At 40.0% G+C, this 20,194-nt stretch carries 17 protein-coding genes; 10 read left to right on the top strand and 7 right to left on the bottom strand.

The window, feature by feature from the left end; all coding sequences use genetic code 11:
- Window positions 1–9 precede the first annotated feature (9 nt).
- Window positions 10–3,342, bottom strand: a complete 3,333-nt coding sequence (locus tag Q5866_RS00480) for a SusC/RagA family TonB-linked outer membrane protein (protein WP_303178090.1) — start codon at window positions 3,340–3,342, stop codon at window positions 10–12.
- 130 nt (window positions 3,343–3,472) lie between these two features.
- On the bottom strand, window positions 3,473–4,618 hold the full coding sequence (locus Q5866_RS00485) for a FecR family protein (protein ID WP_186974927.1): 1,146 nt from the start codon (window positions 4,616–4,618) through the stop codon (window positions 3,473–3,475).
- A gap of 176 nt (window positions 4,619–4,794) precedes the next feature.
- Here Q5866_RS00485 and Q5866_RS00490 point away from each other — a divergent pair, with 176 nt between their 5' ends.
- A complete protein-coding gene (locus Q5866_RS00490) occupies window positions 4,795–5,337 on the top strand; it encodes a sigma-70 family RNA polymerase sigma factor (RefSeq protein WP_186974926.1) in 543 nt (180 codons plus the stop codon).
- A gap of 9 nt (window positions 5,338–5,346) precedes the next feature.
- Here the strand turns inward: Q5866_RS00490 and Q5866_RS00495 are convergent, their stop codons facing one another.
- From Q5866_RS00495 to carA, 5 genes are all read right to left on the bottom strand, one after another.
- Window positions 5,347–5,862, bottom strand: a complete 516-nt coding sequence (locus tag Q5866_RS00495) for a hypothetical protein (RefSeq protein ID WP_186974925.1) — start codon at window positions 5,860–5,862, stop codon at window positions 5,347–5,349.
- Window positions 5,863–6,915, bottom strand: a complete 1,053-nt coding sequence (locus Q5866_RS00500) for a helix-turn-helix domain-containing protein (protein WP_186974924.1) — start codon at window positions 6,913–6,915, stop codon at window positions 5,863–5,865.
- Between the two features lie 72 nt (window positions 6,916–6,987).
- A complete protein-coding gene (locus tag Q5866_RS00505; protein ID WP_099291388.1) occupies window positions 6,988–7,392 on the bottom strand; it encodes a hypothetical protein in 405 nt (134 codons plus the stop codon).
- 119 nt (window positions 7,393–7,511) lie between these two features.
- Entirely contained in the window at window positions 7,512–10,724 is a 3,213-nt protein-coding gene (carB, locus tag Q5866_RS00510) for a carbamoyl-phosphate synthase (glutamine-hydrolyzing) large subunit (RefSeq protein WP_303178094.1), read from the bottom strand.
- A 117-nt stretch (window positions 10,725–10,841) separates the two neighbouring features.
- Window positions 10,842–11,933, bottom strand: coding sequence for a glutamine-hydrolyzing carbamoyl-phosphate synthase small subunit (gene carA, locus Q5866_RS00515; RefSeq protein ID WP_292265084.1), 1,092 nt, complete (start codon window positions 11,931–11,933; stop codon window positions 10,842–10,844).
- A gap of 169 nt (window positions 11,934–12,102) precedes the next feature.
- Here carA and Q5866_RS00520 point away from each other — a divergent pair, with 169 nt between their 5' ends.
- The 9 genes from Q5866_RS00520 to Q5866_RS00560 all read left to right on the top strand — a co-directional run bounded on the left by Q5866_RS00520 (window position 12,103) and on the right by Q5866_RS00560 (window position 20,194).
- The gene (locus tag Q5866_RS00520; RefSeq protein WP_099291385.1) at window positions 12,103–12,582 is read left to right on the top strand and encodes an arginine repressor; all 480 of its coding nucleotides are present in this window, start codon (window positions 12,103–12,105) and stop codon (window positions 12,580–12,582) included.
- Between the two features lie 84 nt (window positions 12,583–12,666).
- Window positions 12,667–13,506 (top strand): pantoate--beta-alanine ligase, encoded by an 840-nt coding sequence (panC, locus tag Q5866_RS00525; RefSeq protein ID WP_292265082.1) that lies wholly within the window; start codon window positions 12,667–12,669, stop codon window positions 13,504–13,506.
- A 23-nt stretch (window positions 13,507–13,529) separates the two neighbouring features.
- Window positions 13,530–13,880, top strand: coding sequence for an aspartate 1-decarboxylase (gene panD / locus Q5866_RS00530; RefSeq protein ID WP_099291383.1), 351 nt, complete (start codon window positions 13,530–13,532; stop codon window positions 13,878–13,880).
- Window positions 13,881–13,887: 7 nt separating this feature from the next.
- Window positions 13,888–14,376 carry a D-glycero-beta-D-manno-heptose 1-phosphate adenylyltransferase gene (gene rfaE2 / locus Q5866_RS00535; protein WP_303178099.1) on the top strand — a complete coding sequence of 163 codons (489 nt, stop codon included), beginning with the start codon at window positions 13,888–13,890 and terminating at the stop codon, window positions 14,374–14,376.
- Window positions 14,377–14,461: 85 nt separating this feature from the next.
- Window positions 14,462–14,926, top strand: coding sequence for a GNAT family N-acetyltransferase (locus Q5866_RS00540; RefSeq protein ID WP_292265078.1), 465 nt, complete (start codon window positions 14,462–14,464; stop codon window positions 14,924–14,926).
- Between the two features lie 696 nt (window positions 14,927–15,622).
- Window positions 15,623–17,104 (top strand): lipopolysaccharide biosynthesis protein, encoded by a 1,482-nt coding sequence (locus tag Q5866_RS00545; RefSeq protein WP_099291380.1) that lies wholly within the window; start codon window positions 15,623–15,625, stop codon window positions 17,102–17,104.
- A 64-nt stretch (window positions 17,105–17,168) separates the two neighbouring features.
- Window positions 17,169–17,603: a dUTP diphosphatase gene (gene dut / locus Q5866_RS00550; protein ID WP_099291379.1), complete on the top strand. Its 435-nt coding sequence runs from the start codon at window positions 17,169–17,171 to the stop codon at window positions 17,601–17,603.
- Between the two features lie 10 nt (window positions 17,604–17,613).
- Window positions 17,614–19,350, top strand: coding sequence for a tetratricopeptide repeat protein (locus tag Q5866_RS00555; RefSeq protein WP_303178103.1), 1,737 nt, complete (start codon window positions 17,614–17,616; stop codon window positions 19,348–19,350).
- Window positions 19,340–20,194, top strand: a complete 855-nt coding sequence (locus Q5866_RS00560) for a DUF4292 domain-containing protein (RefSeq protein WP_099291377.1) — start codon at window positions 19,340–19,342, stop codon at window positions 20,192–20,194. Before Q5866_RS00555 ends, Q5866_RS00560 begins: the two co-directional genes overlap by 11 nt.

The raw sequence follows: 20,194 nt of genomic DNA on the forward strand, positions 1-20,194 counted from the left end.
TGTCAAAAATTAAAAATTAACCGAGATAGCAAACGTAACACTTCTCGCGAACGGATAATCAATACCGCGTTCGTCTTTCAAAGAAGCAATCCGGCAAATATCATTCATGTAGGCACTTAACGACATTCCTGAAAAACCCGTCTTCTTTATCCAATTGTACGGCAATTCGTATCCCAATCGAACGGACTCCAGCACGATATAATTATTTTTCTGCACGAAACGAGATGACATTTGGGTAACATCCGTCAAGGCGATTCCTTTGAATCTGGCCTTGTCCCCCGGTTCTTTCCAACGGTCATACAGCGCGCGTTTGTCTTGATTCTTTTGTAAACCTTCTCTCGAAATATTTTCCACCTTGTTGTACAAAGTAGAGTTGAACGCATCAGCCCCAAAACTATACCTGAAATAAATACTAGCCGAAAGACCTTTAAAATACAAGACATTGCCGAATACCCCCTCCAAATCCGGACGAGTATCACCTACAAGTACTTCATTTTCATAATCGTAAGTAAATGTTCTACGTCCGTCTTTTGTCAAGAAAATTTCTTTTCCCGTGGCAGGGTCAATTCCCTCCGAACGAACTGTCCATAAAGCTGTCGGGCTACCGCCGTCAAAATAACGGGACAAATTTTTCCCGATATTCTCGTTGTTGTATTTTCCCAATTTCGTTTCGATGCCATCATAATACGCCTTGCTTCTCCGGAAAGTCAAACTCGTTGTTAGATTTACACGCTCTTTAGGCTTATAAATGAAAGAGTATTTTATCGTTCCGTTAAATCCTTTGTCAACTTGCTTTCCGATATTTGCCAAACGGGAAGTGACTCCCACGGACATGGCAACCCCGATGGAGGCTAATAAAGGATCCGTCAATTTGTGGTAATAATCAAAAGTAACATGGAATCGATTATTGAACATACTCACATCCGCACCAATATTTTTATCCAATGTTTTCTGCCAATCCAAATCCGGATCTCCAAAAGCGTCTACCAAAATACCCGTGCCAAAATTATTCTGCATCCAGTTGTTAAACTTGTAAGTATTAATCGTTTTGAAAGAACCGAAATTCTGGTTACCCGGGTTACCGATAGAAGCTCTGATTTTCAACATGGAAAACAAATTCGTGTTATTCTTTATAAAATCCTCGTTATGAAGATTCCATGCCAACCCGATAGCCCACGTCGTGGTGAAACGTTTGTTAGACCCAAATACAGATGAACCGTCAGCTCTTAAATTGACATCCAGCAAATAGCGATTCATGTAAGAATATCCACCGTTAAAATAAAAATTAACCGCTCTCTTTTTGGCATCGCTATAACCGGGTTTACTGTTTTCCGTGTACGAATTGGCAAAACCGGGTGTAGTATAATCTCCGCGTGGGAAACCTATCGCGGAAAAAGATTTAGAATCACTGGTGCTTTCCGAAAAAGAAAGCCCGAGAACAGCATTGATTTGATGCGCATCGGCCAATAGTTGTCCGTAAGTCACAGTCAAGGAGCCGTCATACCCGAATGATTCGGAATGGCTATCAGAATAAGAACCTTTTTTCAATGACTCTGTTTCATCGAATTGCGTGTCTTCCGGTGAACGAAAAACTTCTGTTGTCGATACCGATTTCGATACCCCGATACGTCCGCGAACATACAAAAAATCCCAAGGACGATATTCTATATCCAGATTATTGCGCATATCATAAGTATCCCCCTCGTTATAACTGTTCAATGAAGCATTCCAAAGTGGATTCGGCACGTAGATTCCCCCGTCTGAAGCTTGAGTATCACCTGCACCCGGCGTTTCCAGCCATTTGTCTATTCCCCCGAACTCGTTGTATTTAGGGTAATACGGGTTTGCTCTTGAATACTCCGAGAAAGGAACTATCGGGTCCGTGGTCTTCGTGAAATCAAGAGTTAATTTATTTTGGAAATTCAATTTACCAACCCGGTACAACAAATCCAAGTTTCCACTTACCAACTGACGACGCGACTCTTTCATCACACCTTCTATATTCGTGTAATTCAGCCCCAACCCGAAACGAATCTGCTGGTCACCTCCTTGCACGTATAAATTATGACGTTGGTTCAAACCTATTCGCAAAGGCTCGGACATCCAATACGTGTCAACACCTTTCTTCACGTTCGCCAGCAAACGATTATAACGCATTTGTAACTCTTCTTCATGAGTTACAACATTTGAAGAAAAATTTCCTGCCAAACGTTCAAACTCCAACTTTTCCGCCGCGTTCATCAGGTTATAAGCGCTCAAATCAGCAAACGACACATCAAAACTCCCGTTATACGACAATCTTATTTTACCGGCCTCCGGAACTTTTGTTTCCACGACAATAACCCCGTTGGCAGCCTTTGCACCGTATATAGCAGTGGAAGCCGCATCCTTCAATATAGTGACGGAAGCTATCCTATCCATACTCAAGTCCATAATCGTGCGCAAAGAACTCTCGAAACCATCTAAAATAAATAACGGTTGATTAGGATCTTCCCCGAACTCCTCCTTGAAACCGACGATACTACTCTTTCCCCGGATTTCCACGTCGGGCAAGCGATTAGGGTCAGAACCGTATTGATTGTTTTCAAGAATGGCAAAAGCGGGATCCAGTGTTTTCAAACTTTGCAATAAGTTTTGATTACCGACTACTTTCAATTCTTCCGCTTTATAAGTTTGCGAAGATCCGGTAAAACTTTCTTTCTTACGGTTATAGATACCGGTCACAACAACTTCTTCTACCTCGGTTTTTTCTTCTTGCAGCACAACATCAATAACTTTTCGTCCGTCAACAGCAATTTCGTCTTTTTTCATCCCAATGAATGAAAAAACTAAAACCGGATTCTCCACGTTGGGAATCGTGAGCGAATATTTTCCGTCCATATCCGTCGTGATACCTAAAGTTGTTCCTTTCAGCAAAATCGTAACTCCCGGCAAAGGAATATTATCCTTATCTGTTACTTTACCCGTGATTGTGATTTTTGTTACTTCTGGCGTTTTAGCACCTTTCCGCTTGATTACTACCGTATTCTGTTGAATAACATACTCAAAACCGGTATCTTTCAACACGATTTTCAAAACCTCCTTCAACGGCATTTGCTTCACGCTAAGCGTAACGGGTTTCAGTTGTTCCAATTGCGTCTTCCCGTAAGCGAAATTCACATCCGTTTGTTTTTGAATTTCCAACAACACCTCAATAATGGGGGCGTCTTTTAATTCAAGTGTAATTTTTTTAGATAAAACGTCTTGAGCATTCACGCTCGTAACTCCCAATAGCAGGCAAACCCACAAGCATATCTTACAAAAAGAACCGCCCCTATTGCGAAATAGTAAACTTTTTTTCATAACTTTGTTTTTAAATATTTATCGAGTTAATTAACCGGTTCGTGATTTTCGAGATACACACTGAACCATTAATTTATTCTACAGGATGCACGTCGGCAAACGGGTATCCTGTTTTTCTTTATACATGATGCTATTTCCGGGTAATCTCCACCTCCTTCCCGTCGATTACGAATTTAACATCAGCAACAGACACTATCACGTCCAAAACCTCCCGAAGAGAGGAAGTACGTTTCACCGAGAACACGTATTCCCGCGTATCCGGAACTACTCCCTCGTGCACAAAATCAACATCATAATATAATTCAAGACTTCGCACTATTTGTTCTATCGTTTTACCGTTGAAAAGGACATAACCATTCCGTTTTGCCTTGTATTCTGCCAAATCCACCTGCATCACTTTAATATCTCCCGCTTCGTCAATAGAATACATATCCCCGGGATGGAGTATCGTTTCTTCGGTACCATTTTCGGGAGTGATTCCCACCCGCCCCTCGACCAACACGGCTTCAACCGGCATCTTTTCCCGGGCAAAAACATTAAACGTGGTCCCGTACACCTGCAATTTCATTCGCTCCGTGTTCACGGCAAAACGGTTGGATGATTTAGTCACCTCGAAATAAGCCTCTCCCCGAAGAGTAACTTCTCTCGTGGAACAAGAATCAAATTGCACGGGATAAGTCAACTCGCTGGAAGGTCCGAGTAACACGAAAGTCCCATCAGCCAAAACCAACTCGAAAGTCTTACCCCGCGGCACGATTATCGTGTGCCTCGGCACCTGTTTTTCCACACGGGCAGCATCCTCTTCACTCGTGTTCTCACGCGCGGAATATTCCAATTTATTATCGGCAACTTGTCTCGCGATACCGGAATCCAATTGCTTGGCTGTAAACTTATCGCCGCTCTCGGTAATAATGATTACCTCCGCCGCATGAACGGGAACATGTGCTTTACTCTCGTCGTGCATATTCCCGGTATAATACCACCAAACACCTGCTGAAAGCAACAAAATAACAGACGCTGCCACCGTTGTCCTTTGCCACAACGCACGCCGTTTCCTGCCTCGTTTACTCTTCAACATCTTCTTGTAAAGAATATCCAATTGTCCTTCCGAAAAAGATTCGTTCCGGGTTGGACTATTCGCGTAATAATCCCGGGTACGCCGGTAAAACTCTTCATTCCGGGAATCCTTTTCACGCCAACTTTCCACTTCCTCGATAGTCTTCCGGTCCGCAAAACCGTTGATATATGAAAATAATTTGCTCCAATCTATCTGCATAAAACCACTTGATTTTTATAATAAAACGCTTAAGTGAAAAAATGGGCCCCCCTTATTCCAATATTTTTTTATTATTTCCAACAATATATTTTTACCCCAACAAGTCCAAATAAAAATTTTATCGCATATATTTGTGATGTGGTTTTGGAAAAAAACAGAAATTTTAAATCCCGAATATGCCCGAGGAGAAATTTGAACATATCTTCAAAAGCTATTATAGTGATATATATAACTTCATTTATCACTATATAATGAATAGAGATGATACCGAAGATTTGGTTCAAGACGTGTTTATCTGTTTTTTCGAGAAATATCAAACTATACCGGAAGAGATAAACACGAAACAATACCTGCTGGCGATGTCTAAAAATCGTTGTATCAGCTTTCTCCGTCACAAGAACGTGATAGACCGCAATAACCTGAAGTATTTCGAATCGCTCGTTTTCAGTACCACTTCCGAATATGACACCACGTATGACGACTTGTTCACAAAACTGAATCTGGCAATGGATAACCTTTCCGACTTGCAAAAGCGAATCGTAGAAATGAAATTAGCGGGCAAAAACTACGACGAAATATCGAATGAGCTGAACGTAACACATTCCCAAGTTCATAAAAACATCAAAAAAGCATACACGAAAATCCGGACTTATATCGGTAAAAATCCGGATAAATCAATTCATTGCCTGTTATTTTACCTTTTTTTTCACTCATTCTAGCCGCAAACATCACGACACCATTTCAGTCCATCTTTTCAAACGTTCCGAAATATCCTTATCAGGTAAACGTTGATTAATCGTCCTCAACAAATTTAGTTTATCATACGCAATTTGAGGAGTTATTATATGTTGTTCTACCAACTGATCAAAAATATAAAGAATTCCAGAAACAATAGTTCCCGATTTAACAGCCGATCTACGCAACTTGTTATCTCCCGTGAGTAATCTATAATGATTCTTTTGAGCGTATAACCAAACGGAACAATCAGTAATAGACACATTATTATCTTGTTTCTGCTGATAATCAATTATTTCTAATAATTCATCAACAGAATGTGTCTTAACCGCTAACAAGCCATCATTAAAAAATTGCTCAACTTTTACCCGTTGTTCTTCCTTTACCAATTCATTCATAACAAAATCAGTTGTATGAATTTTCTGAGAAAGTCTAAAAAAATCATCCAATAAATCTATATCACAGAGATCTATAAATACATTGGTATCATTAACAACAACAGTTTCCATTTACACGAGATTTAAACTTTCTTTTAGCTGGTGTACTGGCTTTTTAACCAACACAGAAGCCTTTGAGAATGAAACTATTTCACTTGCTAGAGCCCGATACACGAGTCGTTCGAAACGAGAAGAACATTCTTCAGGAAAACGACTTTTTTCTACAATTTCTTTAAAATCAGATATTCTATTCTTTTTTATATAATACGTTTTTAATCTTGATTCCGTTATGATATTCAATTCTTTCGCCTTATACATCAACGCATCTATCGATACACCGAATTGACATTGAATATCTATCAACTCTTTTAAAGAAATATCTTTCCGACTGTTGCCAATAAGATTAATAAACACAGATTCAGAGATCAAAATCTCATTAGCAAATCGATTACATAAATATTCTTTCTTCTTACTTGATAAAACAGGATCTATATTCAATAATAAATGCCCTAATTCATGTGCCGCCGTGAATCTTTTTCTTTCCGGTAAAAAATTCTTATTCAAAATAATAAACGGACATTTTCCCCCAATAAAGCCACTAAGCCCATCAAAGGAATTATCTGCATCAATTTCTATTACTTTAATCTTATTCTCTTCCAATAATTCTATAATATTATTGATAGGATCTTCACCTATTTTCCATACCTCTCGGAGCCGATCAACTAAAGGTCTTATATCTTTGGCATCCCGTACTACTATATAATCCAATTCAGTACTAAACGTAGAATCAATGTTAAGAATACTTTCTATTTCCAAGTATCTTTCCACCATATCCAAAACTTGTTCTTCAATTTTAGCTTTCTCTTTGGATAATAATTTTGCTTTTTTTCGAAATTCAATTCCTTCTAATTTAACCTGAAACGGTTTGAAAAAATAATCAATACTCGTGTGAAGTACATTTGCCAATTGTATCAACACAGTACTATTGGGTAACATCTTTCCATTCTCATATTTCGAAATAGCTTGTTTAGAAACAATATTACCCATTACTTCACACAATTCATCCATAGAGAGTCCTTGCATGATCCTCGCATTCTTTAATCTTTGAGAAAATATTTGTTCCATAGTAACTTTTATTTGAGTTTACAAATATACGATTTTTAATCAAAAATGTAAACCAGAACAAATAATTTTTACTTACCCTTCGACTTCGATATGGATTTCCACATCGTTCACTTCGCAATCTTTAGAACGTAACTCGATAATCATCCCCGGGTGTGTCCAAGTTGTCTGGAAATCGTAATCTTTGAGTTCTCCGGCTTTCAGCGGAAAAGAACGACGGAAACGAATGGCATTTCCTTCCCCGTTTTCCTTGATAATCAATATAGCATCACAATCTAATTTCCCGTCAAAATGTACACGTATCGCTTTAGGTAACTCTATCTTCGTGTTATACTCGAAAATCGCTTCCTGTTGCCCTTTTATCGTGAACGTCTTTTCCTCCACTATTTTGGACGTCTTCATCCAAATGAACAGCCCTAACGCGAACAACACCAGAATAGCACATAAATAAAGTATCCCTTTCAATTTCTTATTCTTCATAAGCACCTATTTTTTGTAATGGTGATTACAAAAATACAAAATTGCCGATTCAAAACAGCAATTTGTTCAAAAAACGCTACTTTAAATCGGCAATTTACTCAACTTTTAGTTTTTATCTCTCAGCTTTCCCCGTATTCGTCCCAACTCTTGATAGCGATTTCGTCAGGATTGACTTTGCAGATTGCATAGATAAACGCGCTTGCCAAACGGGCATTCGTGATTAGCGGGATATTATAATCCACCGCAGCACGACGGATTTTATACCCGTTATCCAACTCCCGTTTCGTGTGATTCTTTGGGATATTAATCACGAGGTCTATCTTACGGTCATGCAAATATTCCATGATATTCGGTTCCTTATCCTCATCCGGCCAGTAAAGAATATTCACGTCGATATTATTTTCCTTGAAGAATTTAGCCGTTCCTTCCGTGGAATATATCGTGAATCCTTTCTCTATCAGCATCCGGGTAGAATTCAACAACTCTACTTTGGAACGCGTGGGACCCGAGGAAATCAGGATATTCTTCTTCGGGATACGATGTCCCACGGAAAGCATACTCTTCAATATTGCCTCGTAATAATTCTCACCGATGCAACCGACTTCCCCGGTCGATGCCATATCCACTCCCAACACGGGGTCCGCTTTCAACAGGCGGGCAAACGAGAATTGAGAAGCCTTCACTCCCACGTAATCCAAATCGAAAACCGATTTGTTCAACGCCTCCACTTTCTCCCCCAGCATAATCCGGGTTGCCATGTCAATAAAGTTGTATTTCAAGACTTTCGACACGAACGGGAAACTCCTCGAAGCCCGCAAGTTACACTCGATTACTTTTATATCATTGTCTTTCGCCAGAAACTGCATATTGAAAGGGCCGGATATATTCAATTCCCTCGCTATCGACCGGGCAATCTTTTTAATCCGGCGAATCGTTTCCACGTACAATTTCTGGGCGGGAAACACGATTGTAGCGTCACCGGAATGTACACCGGCAAACTCCACGTGTTCACTGATAGCGTAAGCTCTCACCTCCCCTTCCTGTGCCACGGCGTCAATCTCGACCTCTTTCGCCTGCTCGATAAACTCGGATACTACCACGGGATGCTCTTTTGATACTTCCACCGCCAACTCAAGGAAATGCAATAACTCGTCTTTATTCGACACCACGTTCATGGCAGCCCCCGAGAGCACGTAAGAAGGACGAATCAACACGGGGAAGCCTACCTTATCCACGAAAGCGTATATATCCTCTATGCTCGTCAATTCGCTCCACCGGGGCTGGTCTATTCCCAGTTCATCACACATGGATGAAAATTTCCGGCGGTCTTCCGCCCTGTCAATGGATTCGGGCGAAGTACCCAGTATATTCACGTGCTGCCCGTGCAAACGCATCGCCAAATTATTCGGTATCTGTCCCCCCGTGGAAACAATCACTCCCTTCGGCACCTCCAATTCGACAATATCCATTACCCGCTCGAAGGAAAGTTCATCGAAATACAAGCGGTCGCAGGTATCGTAATCCGTGCTTACCGTTTCAGGATTGTAATTAATCATGACTGAGCGATACCCCATTTTCCGAATCGTGTTCAAGGCACTCACCCCGCACCAGTCAAATTCCACGCTACTGCCGATACGATACGCTCCCGACCCCAACACGATAACCGAACGACCGTCACGCTCGTACGCCACGTCATTTTCAGAGCCATTGTACGTGATATAAAGATAGTTCGTCATGGCAGGATACTCCCCCGCCAGCGTGTCTATTTGCTTCACGACGGGCAAAATACCCAGTTTTTTACGGTATTCTCTCACTTTCAACATCTTCTCGTGATGCGAAAGAGATGTATTTTTAATCGTCAACCGACCTATCTGAAAATCGGAAAACCCGTATTGCTTTGCCGCGCGCAATAAATCCGCGCTAATTTCCTCCTCGCCATTCAATTTTGACAACTCTTCTTTCAACAAGTGAATATTCTCCAAACGTTGCAAAAACCAATGGTCTATCTTTGTCAAATCGTGAATCTTCTGCACGCTGTACCCTTTATCGAAAGCCCCAGCTATGGCGAATATTCTGGCATCCGTCGGGTTCGCCAACTCCTCATCTATATCTCTCGATTTAAGCACATTACCCACGAACCCGTGCATCCCTTGCCCAATCATCCGAATCCCTTTCTGGATAGCCTCCTCAAAAGTCCTACCGATAGCCATAATCTCCCCGACACTCTTCATCGAGGAACCTATCACCTTGGAAACCCCCTCGAATTTATTCAAATCCCAGCGGGGAATCTTGCACACCACGTAATCCAACGCCGGTTCAAAACAAGCCGTGGTCACCTTCGTTACAGAATTTTTAATCTCGTGCAACCCGTAGCCCATACCTAATTTCGCCGCCACGAATGCCAACGGGTATCCCGTTGCCTTTGAAGCCAAAGCGCTGGAACGGGAAAGACGCGCGTTCACCTCTATCACCCTGTAATCCTCCGAATGGGGGTCCAAGGCATATTGCACGTTACACTCTCCCACTATCCCGATATGACGGATAATCTTGATAGCGATTGACCTCAGTTTATGGTATTCACTGTTACTCAACGTCTGCGAGGGAGCTACCACGATACTCTCGCCCGTGTGTATTCCAAGAGGGTCGAAATTCTCCATATTACACACCGTGATGCAATTGTCATACTTATCCCGAACAACCTCGTATTCCACCTCTTTCCAGCCTTTCAAAGACTCTTCCACGAGAATCTGCGGCGAATAGGAAAACGCACTGGAAGCCAGACGTTCCAACTCTTCTTTGTCCGAGCAGAAACCGGAACCCAAACCGCCCAACGTGTAAGCAGCCCGAATAATCACGGGGAATCCCAACCTATCCACCGCCGCGAAAGCCTCTTCCATGCTATTGGCGGCAATACTTCTCGGTGTTCTCACGTCAATCTCAGCCAGTTTCCCGGCAAATATTTCCCTGTCTTCCGTGTCTATAATCGACTGCACGGGTGTCCCCAACACCTGTACATTATATTTTTCCAATACCCCGGATTTGTACAACTCCACCCCACAATTCAATGCCGTCTGCCCGCCGAAAGAAAGCAGTATCCCTTCCGGACGTTCCTTCTTAATCACCTCTTCCACGAATTCGGGAGTAACCGGCAAATAATATATCTTATCCGCCACTCCCTCGGAAGTCTGCACCGTGGCAATATTCGGGTTAATCAACACGCTATAAATACCCTCTTCCCGCAGTGCCTTCAACGCCTGCGAACCCGAATAATCAAATTCCCCCGCTTCCCCTATCTTTAACGCTCCCGAACCTAGAAGCAAAACTTTCTTCATATTTATTTATGATTTACGATTTATGATTTATGAATTCTATAATTTAATGATTACCTTACGATTTATGATTTACGATTTTAGATTTAGCCGGATATCGGTGGAATCATAAATCGTAAATCATAAATCTAAAATATTCGATGATTTCATCGCCTCGATAAAATCATCGAACAAAAACTCCGTGTCTACCGGACCACTCGACGCTTCCGGGTGAAATTGCGCGGAAAAAAACGGCTTTTTCTTGTGCCGTATTCCCTCGTTCGTACCGTCATTCACGTTCACGAAAAACGGTTCCCAATCTGCCGGAAGAGTCTTCTCGTCAATGGCAAACCCGTGATTCTGTGAAGTTATATAACAACGCGTTCCCCCGGGTTTCATCACCGGTTGATTATGGCTTCGATGCCCGTACTTCAATTTATAGGTCGAAGCTCCTGCCGCTCTCGCCATCAATTGATTTCCAAGGCAAATTCCCATAATCGGGATATTCCCTTTCAAGGCCTTCCGTATATGTTCGATAGTTTCGACGCACATCGCCGGGTCACCGGGTCCGTTGGAAAGGAAAAGCCCGTCATACTTCTCCCTCGTGAAATCGTAATTCCACGGTACCCGCTTCACCGTCACGTCACGTTTCAATAAACATCGCAGAATATTATTCTTCACCCCGCAATCCACCAACATCACTTTATACTTCCCGTTCCCATACTCCATAATCTTTTTGGTAGAAACCTCAACCACGATATTATCCTTATTCGGGTCGTAGAAAGGCACGTCCTCATCATCAAACAAAATTTTCCCCACCATCGCACCGTTATCCCTCAACTTCCGCGTCAAAGCCCGGGTATCTATACCAAAAAGCCCCGGAATCTGTTGTTCTTTCAACCAATCTCCGAGGCTTTTTTGTGAATTCCAATGACTGTACCGGGAAGAATAATCGGAAATCACCAACGCCTTGCAATGAATCCTGTCCGACTCGAAAAACTTCGATATCCCGTCCCGTTCATCATCCACCGGGACCCCGTAATTCCCTATCATCGGGTAAGTGGGAACCAGTATTTGCCCCTTGTAGGAAGGGTCCGTCAAACTCTCGGGATACCCCGTCATTGCCGTATAAAAAACAACTTCCCCGGACACCGATTTCTCGTAACCAAAGGAAGTTCCTTCATAAACCGTCCCGTCTTCCAGAACCAGACGAGCTTTCTTTAATTTCTGCATATTTATTCTATCAACTAAAGATTATATGTAATTATACGCGAAAATAGAACTAATAATTGACACTACAAAGAATATTTATGTGTTTTAATAAATAATTATGCATAAATATATTCATCCATTGAAAATCAAACATTTTTGATTAGTTTTGTAGGGCGTAATATTAACACCTATGAGAAATAAAACAAAGCGCTTGTTATCTATTAGAAAGCTCATCGAGAACGAGCAAATATGTTCACAGGAAGAACTACTGTTCAGACTGAAAGAACTGGGCGTGGAAGCAACTCAAAGCACCCTGTCGCGTGACTTGAAATTCATGAGAGTGGCAAAAATACCTCACAAGGACAAAGGTTACATTTACATCATACCGGAAAGCATCCAGAACGAACAGGCTGACGAAAAAGCATCGGCTATCGTCACGGATTCCATTTCAAGTATCGATTTTTCCGGCAACATCGCCGTCATGAAAACCCTTCCCGGTTATGCCAAAGCCGTTACCGTTTTAATCGACAACGAGAACTATTTTGAAGTTTTAGGCACCATCGGGGGCGATGACACCGTTTTAATCGTGATGCGGGAAGGCGTTACCCACAAGGAATTATTGGACGCCCTTTCCTCCATACACCCTAATATTCACTCGCTATTTAAGTAATCATTTTGAATTTTCAACTTTCAATATGGTATTATCTCGAAAATAGTTTGTAAACTTGCACCCCGTATTTTCAAGATTATAATCATGAATATTATTACAAAGAAAGCGGAATTAACCACCACGATAGAGAAGCTGAAACAAGAAGGGAAAACGGTGGGACTCGTACCTACAATGGGTGCACTTCACGAGGGACACATCTCTCTGGTAAAAGCATGTAAAGAAGGAAACGACGTGGCTGTTGTCAGCGTGTTTGTCAATCCCACGCAATTTAACGATAAAGAAGACCTCAAACGCTACCCGCGCACCTTGGACAAAGATGTCGCCTTACTCGAGAAAAACGGGTGTGATTACGTGTTCGCCCCCAGCGTCGAGGAAATGTATCCCGAGGAAGATACCCGGGTATTCAATTTCGGGTACGTCGAGAGCGTCATGGAAGGAGCCAAACGCCCGGGACACTTCAACGGCGTGGGACAAATCGTCAGCAAATTATTCGATGCCGTTCAACCCCACCGGGCTTATTTCGGGATGAAAGACTTCCAGCAGGTAGCCGTGATTAAAAACATGGTAAAACAACTGCATTATAATTTAGAAATCGTACCTTGCCCCATCATCCGCGAGGCAGACGGGCTTGCCATGAGTTCCCGCAACACCCTGCTGGAACCGGAATACCGGAAAAACGCGCCTCACATCCATGCCGTTCTTCAAGAAGCCACTAAACTGACTTCCGAAATGAGCGTCGATGAATTAAAACAATGGGTAACGGAAGAAATCAACAAAAACCCCTACCTTGAAGTCGAATATTTCGAAATCGTGGATGACACCGAATTAAAAACCATCCGGGATTGGAAAGAGAACAACGTGAAAGTCGGTTGCGTGGCAGTATACGCCGGTAAAATCCGACTGATTGATAATATTGTATTTTAAACGTATATCAAACTGACACGAAGATGTTTATAGAAGTAGTAAAATCTAAACTTCACAAAGTTACCGTTACTGAAGCCAACCTCCAGTACGTGGGTAGTATCACTATTGACGAGGCTCTTCTGGAAGCCGCCAACATGATAGAGAACGAGAAAGTTCAAATCGTGAACGTCAACAACGGCGAGAGATTAGATACCTATATCATCAAAGGTGAAAGAAACTCGGGTATTATCTGCTTGAACGGACCGGCTGCACGCAAATGCGCCGTGGGCGACGTGATAATCATCATCTCTTACGCCTCCATGGATTTCGAAGAAGCCAAATCACACAAACCCGTTCTCGTATTCCCCGACACGGCTACAAACAAACTAATCTGACACGCCAATGGACTTTTTACCTTACATAGAGAAAAAAATAGCTCACACGCCAGAAGAAGCCTCCAAAACCATCAGCATGTGGAGATACAGAAACGACAAAATCGTCTTCACCAACGGCTGCTTCGACATCCTGCATAAAGGACACATCGAATACTTGGCAAAAGCCGCTTCTTTAGGAACTAAACTCATTATCGGTTTAAATACCGACAGTTCAGTAAAAAGATTGAAAGGCGATTCCCGTCCCGTGAACGATGAAAATGCCCGGGCTTTAGCGTTAGCTTCATTGATTTTCGTTGACCAAGTCATCTTCTTCGATACCGACACCCCTTACGATTTAATAAAAATGGTACAACCGGACGTATTGGTAAAAGGAGGGGACTACCGCCCGGAAGACATCGTCGGGTACGACATAGTGAAAGCCAAAGGGGGAGAAGTAGTTACCATAGATTTCGTGGAAGGTTACTCCACCACTTCCCTGATAGAGAAAATGAAATAAAATAGTTGCTCGTTATCAACTATTCCTTACAGGAGGATGTATCTCGAGATACATCCTTTTTTTATCAGTTAAACCTTAAAACACAATGAATAATTCGATTACAATCCGGGAATACAAATCAATAGACAAAAGTTCCGTGATGAATCTAATCAGGTTAAACACGCCCGAATACTTCGCACCGGAGGAAGAGGATGATTTTAGCAATTACTTGGATAATGAAAGAGAACTCTATTACGTTCTACTCTTTAATGAAAAAATTGTAGGATGCGGTGGAATTAATTTTGCCAAGAATAAAACGATAGGAAAAATCAGTTGGGACATTTTACACCCGGAATACCAAGGAAAATCACTGGGAACCAGATTACTTGAATATAGAATCGAAAAACTTGAATCCATCAAAAGCGTTCAAAAAATAACCGTCAGAACTTCGCAAGTAGCTTATCAATTCTATGAAAAACAAGGATTTGAACTAAAAGAAATCAAAAAAGATTATTGGGCTAAAGGATTTGATATGTATAAAATGGAGTATTCATACCCAAAACGCAAGTGAATCCGTCTGCAATAAGGCATCACTTCCGGTTCAGTAGTACTTATAAAGTTTTTTATACTCTATTGTAATCCTATTAAAACGCTATTATAGTATAGGGTTTTAATAGCGCTTTAATAGGGAACTAATAGCGTTTTATACGGAAGTGATGTGGAAGTGATACCGAAGTAATGCTATATTCAGCTATAAATCCTACATGTTCATTCTATAAACCGATATATGAATATATAGACATTTATTTGTTAGTATCCCCGTTAGTAACTGTGAATAAAAAAAGAACTAAAAAGAATAACTTCATTTGCATTTCACGAAAAGAGAAGCAAGTAATAATTGAAATCAAAAATCCAAGAATAGTTTTTTAAATTAACCCTGCTTGTTTCTACAAATTACTAACATCAGTTTTCTATCATTTCACAAAATACTTTTTCCGAATCATTATTACTAACAATTGTGGATAACTCAAAAACAATTTTGATTATCAGTACATAATCAATACATACATTGTGAGTAACCTTCAAACCAACAAATAATAACTACAAAAACAAGAGAAATCCATTTATTTTATCACAATTACTCACAGCCTATAATCATCTTCATATTCTTTTTAAAAAAAATAAAAGATAATATATATATGATATTGTTGTTGAGAACTTCTTACTTTTGTCACTTCAATGAACTTGAAGCAAAAGTAGAAAAAATATGAACCCACTGAAAAAACTAATGGGAGAAACCGTGATATACGGTTTCACGACAATTATCGGACGATTTATAAATTGGTTGCTGGTGCCTTTGTACACGAGAGTATTTATTGCAGACGAGTACGGGATAGTAGTCAATCTAATGGCGTACACTTCTATTTTAATGGTGCTGTTGACGTATGGTACGGAAACCGGTTTTTTCAGGTTCGCCACGAAAGACGGTAAGGATAGAGTTTTCTCCACTCTATTGACTTCTTTGAGCTTTACTTCCATACTTTTTCTTGTTCTTTGTTTTTCTTTTCTTCCTCAACTTTCTGTTTTATTGGAAGTTGAAGATTATCCGATTTACATCTCTCTATTAGCCGTGACATTGGCTATCGACGTGATTACTACTTTGCCTTTCGCTTTGCTCCGTTTGGATAGCCGTCCTATTCGTTTCGGAATCATTAAGTTAGTGAATATAGGAATCAATGTAGGTTCGAATTTGTTTTTCTTGTTATTGTGTCCTTATCTCGAAAAGCAAGGAATACATGTTCCCTTTTATAACCCGGAGGGAGGGGTTATCTACGTTTTCATTTCTTACCTGTTGGCTTCGGTTGTAACTCTGCTTATGTTACTTCCTTATATATTGAAGTTTAAGTTTGTTTTTTCTTTCTCTTTATTGAAAGATATATTGAAGTATTCTTACCCGATTTTAATCGTGAGTTTAGCAGGAATTATTAATTTGCAAGGTGATAAAATATTGATGCCAAAGCTTTTGGAAGATGAGGCTACCAGCATGGCGATGACCGGGATCTACGGGGCAAACTATAAACTTGCCTTAATCATGTATATATTTACCCAAGGATTCCGTTTCGCTTTTGAACCTTTCTTTTTTAATTATTCCAGAAACTCTGACTCAAAAAAAGTGTACGAGGATGTTTTACTCTATTTTACCGGGTTTGGTTTGATGATATTCTTGGGTGTCATGTTTAATCTCGACCTTTTGAAATATTTCGTTAAATCGACTTATTTCGAGGGATTGGCTATCGTGCCGTGGGTTCTCATGGCAAATCTCTTCCAAGGGATGTATTATTCGCTTTCCTTGTGGTATAAATTGACTGATAAAACGATATACGGTGCGTACATGGCTATCGCGGGATGCGTGATAACCATTGCCGGTAATGTTATTTTCTTGCCTAAAATCGGTTTTATGGCTTCCGCTTATTCCGTGTTTACTTGTTTTTTGGTAATGACTATACTTTCGTTTATTCTGGGAAGACATTTTTACAAGATTAATTATGATATACCGAAAATTCTTTTCTATTTCGTTATTTGTCTGGCGTTTTATTTTGCAGGGCGAATGATTAAATTTGACGGGGATTTGGTAACTTGTTTAGTTCGTTTGCCGTTATTTATACTCTTCGTTTATATCTTCGTGAAAAGAGAGATGAGTTTTTTATTGACAAAAGATTTTATGTACAAGTTAATTCATAAAAAATAGCTATCTTAGCACGATTTATACAAATAAGGTATTGTATAACTAACTATCAAAGTAATAGAGAGAAATGAAAATAAAGATCGTGAATAAGTCGAAGCATGCGCTTCCGGAATACAAGACAAAATCATCGGCGGGAATGGATATTCGGGCAAATTTGGATGCCCCGGTTATGTTGAAATCGTTGGAAAGAAAATTGATTCCTACCGGGTTATTTATTGAATTGCCCGAGGGCTACGAGGCTCAAATGCGTCCGAGAAGCGGGTTGGCTTTAAACGAAGGGATTACTTTGTTGAATACGCCGGGAACGATAGATGCCGATTACAGAGGAGAGATTGGTGTTATTTTGGTTAATTTATCACACGAAGTTACACAAATCAATGACGGTGAACGGATTTGCCAAATGGTGATTAATAAAGTCGAACAGGCTGAATTGATTGAAGTGGAGACTTTGAACGATACGGAAAGAGGAGAGGGAGGCTTCGGTCACACGGGTAAAAAATAAACAATTTAGAATGAACAAATTAGTTAAATCGTTATTTGTTATTCTGTTTCTTTTATGTGCCATTCAAGTATTTGCAGATAAAAAGAAAGCAGTTGAACCAACTTTAGAAGGTGAAGCTAAAGTGCAGTTTGACTATGCTTTCATGGAAGGAGTCCGGTTTAAAATATTGGGTGATTTGAAGTCGTCTTTGACTTATTTCGACCAATGCATGAAAATTTATAACCGGAGTGCCGCGGTGCGTTACGAAATATCCAGTATACTTTCTTTGGGTGAAGATTTAAACCTTCCTCTTCAGTTGATGCGTGAAGCGGTTCAGCTCGAACCCGATAATATTTGGTACAATCTTTTGTTGGCGAATATCTTGCAGAAAAAATCAATGATTGAAGAAGCCTGTAAGGTATATGATGAACTAATCGCCAAACATCCTGAAAGAGAAGATTTTTATATTATTCAAGTTGATCTTTATACCTCGACTGAAAAATGGGAGAAAGCGATAGAGGTTTTGAATAGATACGAGAAACAATTCGGAGTAAATGAACCCGCAATAATAGAAAAAGCCAAATTGTATTCCAAAATGGATAACGTGAAGAGAGCTTCTTCCGAGATCATGAAATTGATTAAAAAATACCCGGAGAATACTGATTATTTGGGATTATTGGCGGAGTTGTATTTGTCACACAATCAGGAGAAAAAAGGATTACAACTCTTGAATAGGATTGTGAAAGATTATCCCGATAACGGTTTCGTTCAATTTTATCTGGCTGATTATTATCGAACCAAAAAAGATTCTCTGAACACGGAAAAGTATATTCGTCCCGCGTTGGCGAATGATAATATAGACAACAACTTGAAAGTTCAATATTTATTGAAATTACTTGTTAATCAAGCGGATTTAAGTTTATCGACCGATCATATTTACAGATATGTTCAATTATTATTGGAGAAATATCCGGGTGATCTCAGTGTAAGAACTTTGAATGCTGATTTTTTAAAGAGAGAAAATAAATTGGAGGAATGTAAGAAAGAACTCGAATTTATTATCTCTAAAGAGAAGAATAATTATCTGGTTTGGGAGGAATTAATGCTTTTATCTAACCAATTGGGTGATACGGCAGCTATGAAAAGTGAAGGGTTGGAGTGTTTGAATTATTTCCCGAACGAGCCGCTCCCTTATATGATGATAAGTTTACCTATGTTGATTGAAGGAAATTACGCGAAAGCAACGGGATATCTTCAGAAAGGGCTTGAATTGGCCCCGGATAAATCTTTTATAAAATCTCAATTGTACGCTTATTTGGGTGAATGTTATTACAAGCAAGATAGTATAGAAATCGCTTTTTCCATGTTTGATAGTGCGATAGCTATCAATCCGAATGATATAATGACTTTGAATAACTACAGTTATTATCTTTCTTTAAGAAATGAGCGTTTGAATCAGGCTGAAAAAATGATTTCAACGGCGTTGAGTGCTGATCCTAATAACGCTACTTTCTTGGATACTTATGCTTGGGTACTTTTTAAACTTAAAAATTATTCTTTGGCACGTTTTTATATGCGTTCTGCCATAGAAAACACGGAAAAGCCTAGCGGAGTGTTGTACGAGCATTACGGTGATATTCTTTACATGAATGGTGATAAGGAAGAAGCATTGAAAATGTGGAAAAAAGCATTGGAATTGGGTGATGATATTAGTGATAATTTGAAAAATAAAATAGTGAATGGTTTATCGGTAGAGCATGAGGAATAGTTTTATTTTTATTTTGGTTTTGATCTTATTAGTGTCGTGTAAGTCTGTTAAAAAAGTAGTTGAAGTTAAACGAGAATTACCGAATATAACTGAAGGAAGATTACTTAGAAATGTTTATTTCAACGAATTGGACTATAATACTATATATGCCAAGAAAATAGATTTGACGTTAAAGGAGAAAAAGAAATCCCATAGTTTGAAAGCTATGATGCGTATTCAAAGGGATAGTTTTATCTGGGTATCGGTGACTGCCCCGATGGGGATCGAGGTTGCACGAATTTTATTGACTCCCGATAGCGTGAAGTTTATCAGTCCGAGAGATAAAAAGTATTTTGTATCGGACTATAACTATTTTATAGAGCGTTTCGATGTCGGTTTTACTTACGACTGTTTTCAGCGAATGTTGACAAACCGTTTCTTTGATTTTGAATCCTGTACTACCGAAATGGATAGAAATAAGCGATTCAAATTTGATAAGTCCGGTAATGACTATGTTTTGTACACTTTGGAGGAGAAAGCAATCGGTAGAAAGTTGAAGAAATTATACAAGAAAAAGAGGAAAAACAAAGAATTTTCCTTGATCTTGCAGAAAATACATATAAATCCTGATTGTTTCAGACCTTGTCTGGTGTCTATTGAGGATATGGAAGAAAGAGTAGGGATGAGTGTTAAGTACAAGAATATTAAAGATTTTGAAGGGAAAGTTTTTCCTGAACGGATAGTTTTTAATATCTTTACCGATGATGACAACTGGGAAGTCCAACTGGATTTCAGCCGTGTGGAATTTGATGTTGAAGTATCATCTAACTTTAAAATATCGAGCAAATATAAACGGATGTATTAA

It is taken from the genome of uncultured Butyricimonas sp. (assembly GCF_959596855.1).
Taxonomy (GTDB): Bacteria; Bacteroidota; Bacteroidia; order Bacteroidales; family Marinifilaceae; genus Butyricimonas; species Butyricimonas muris.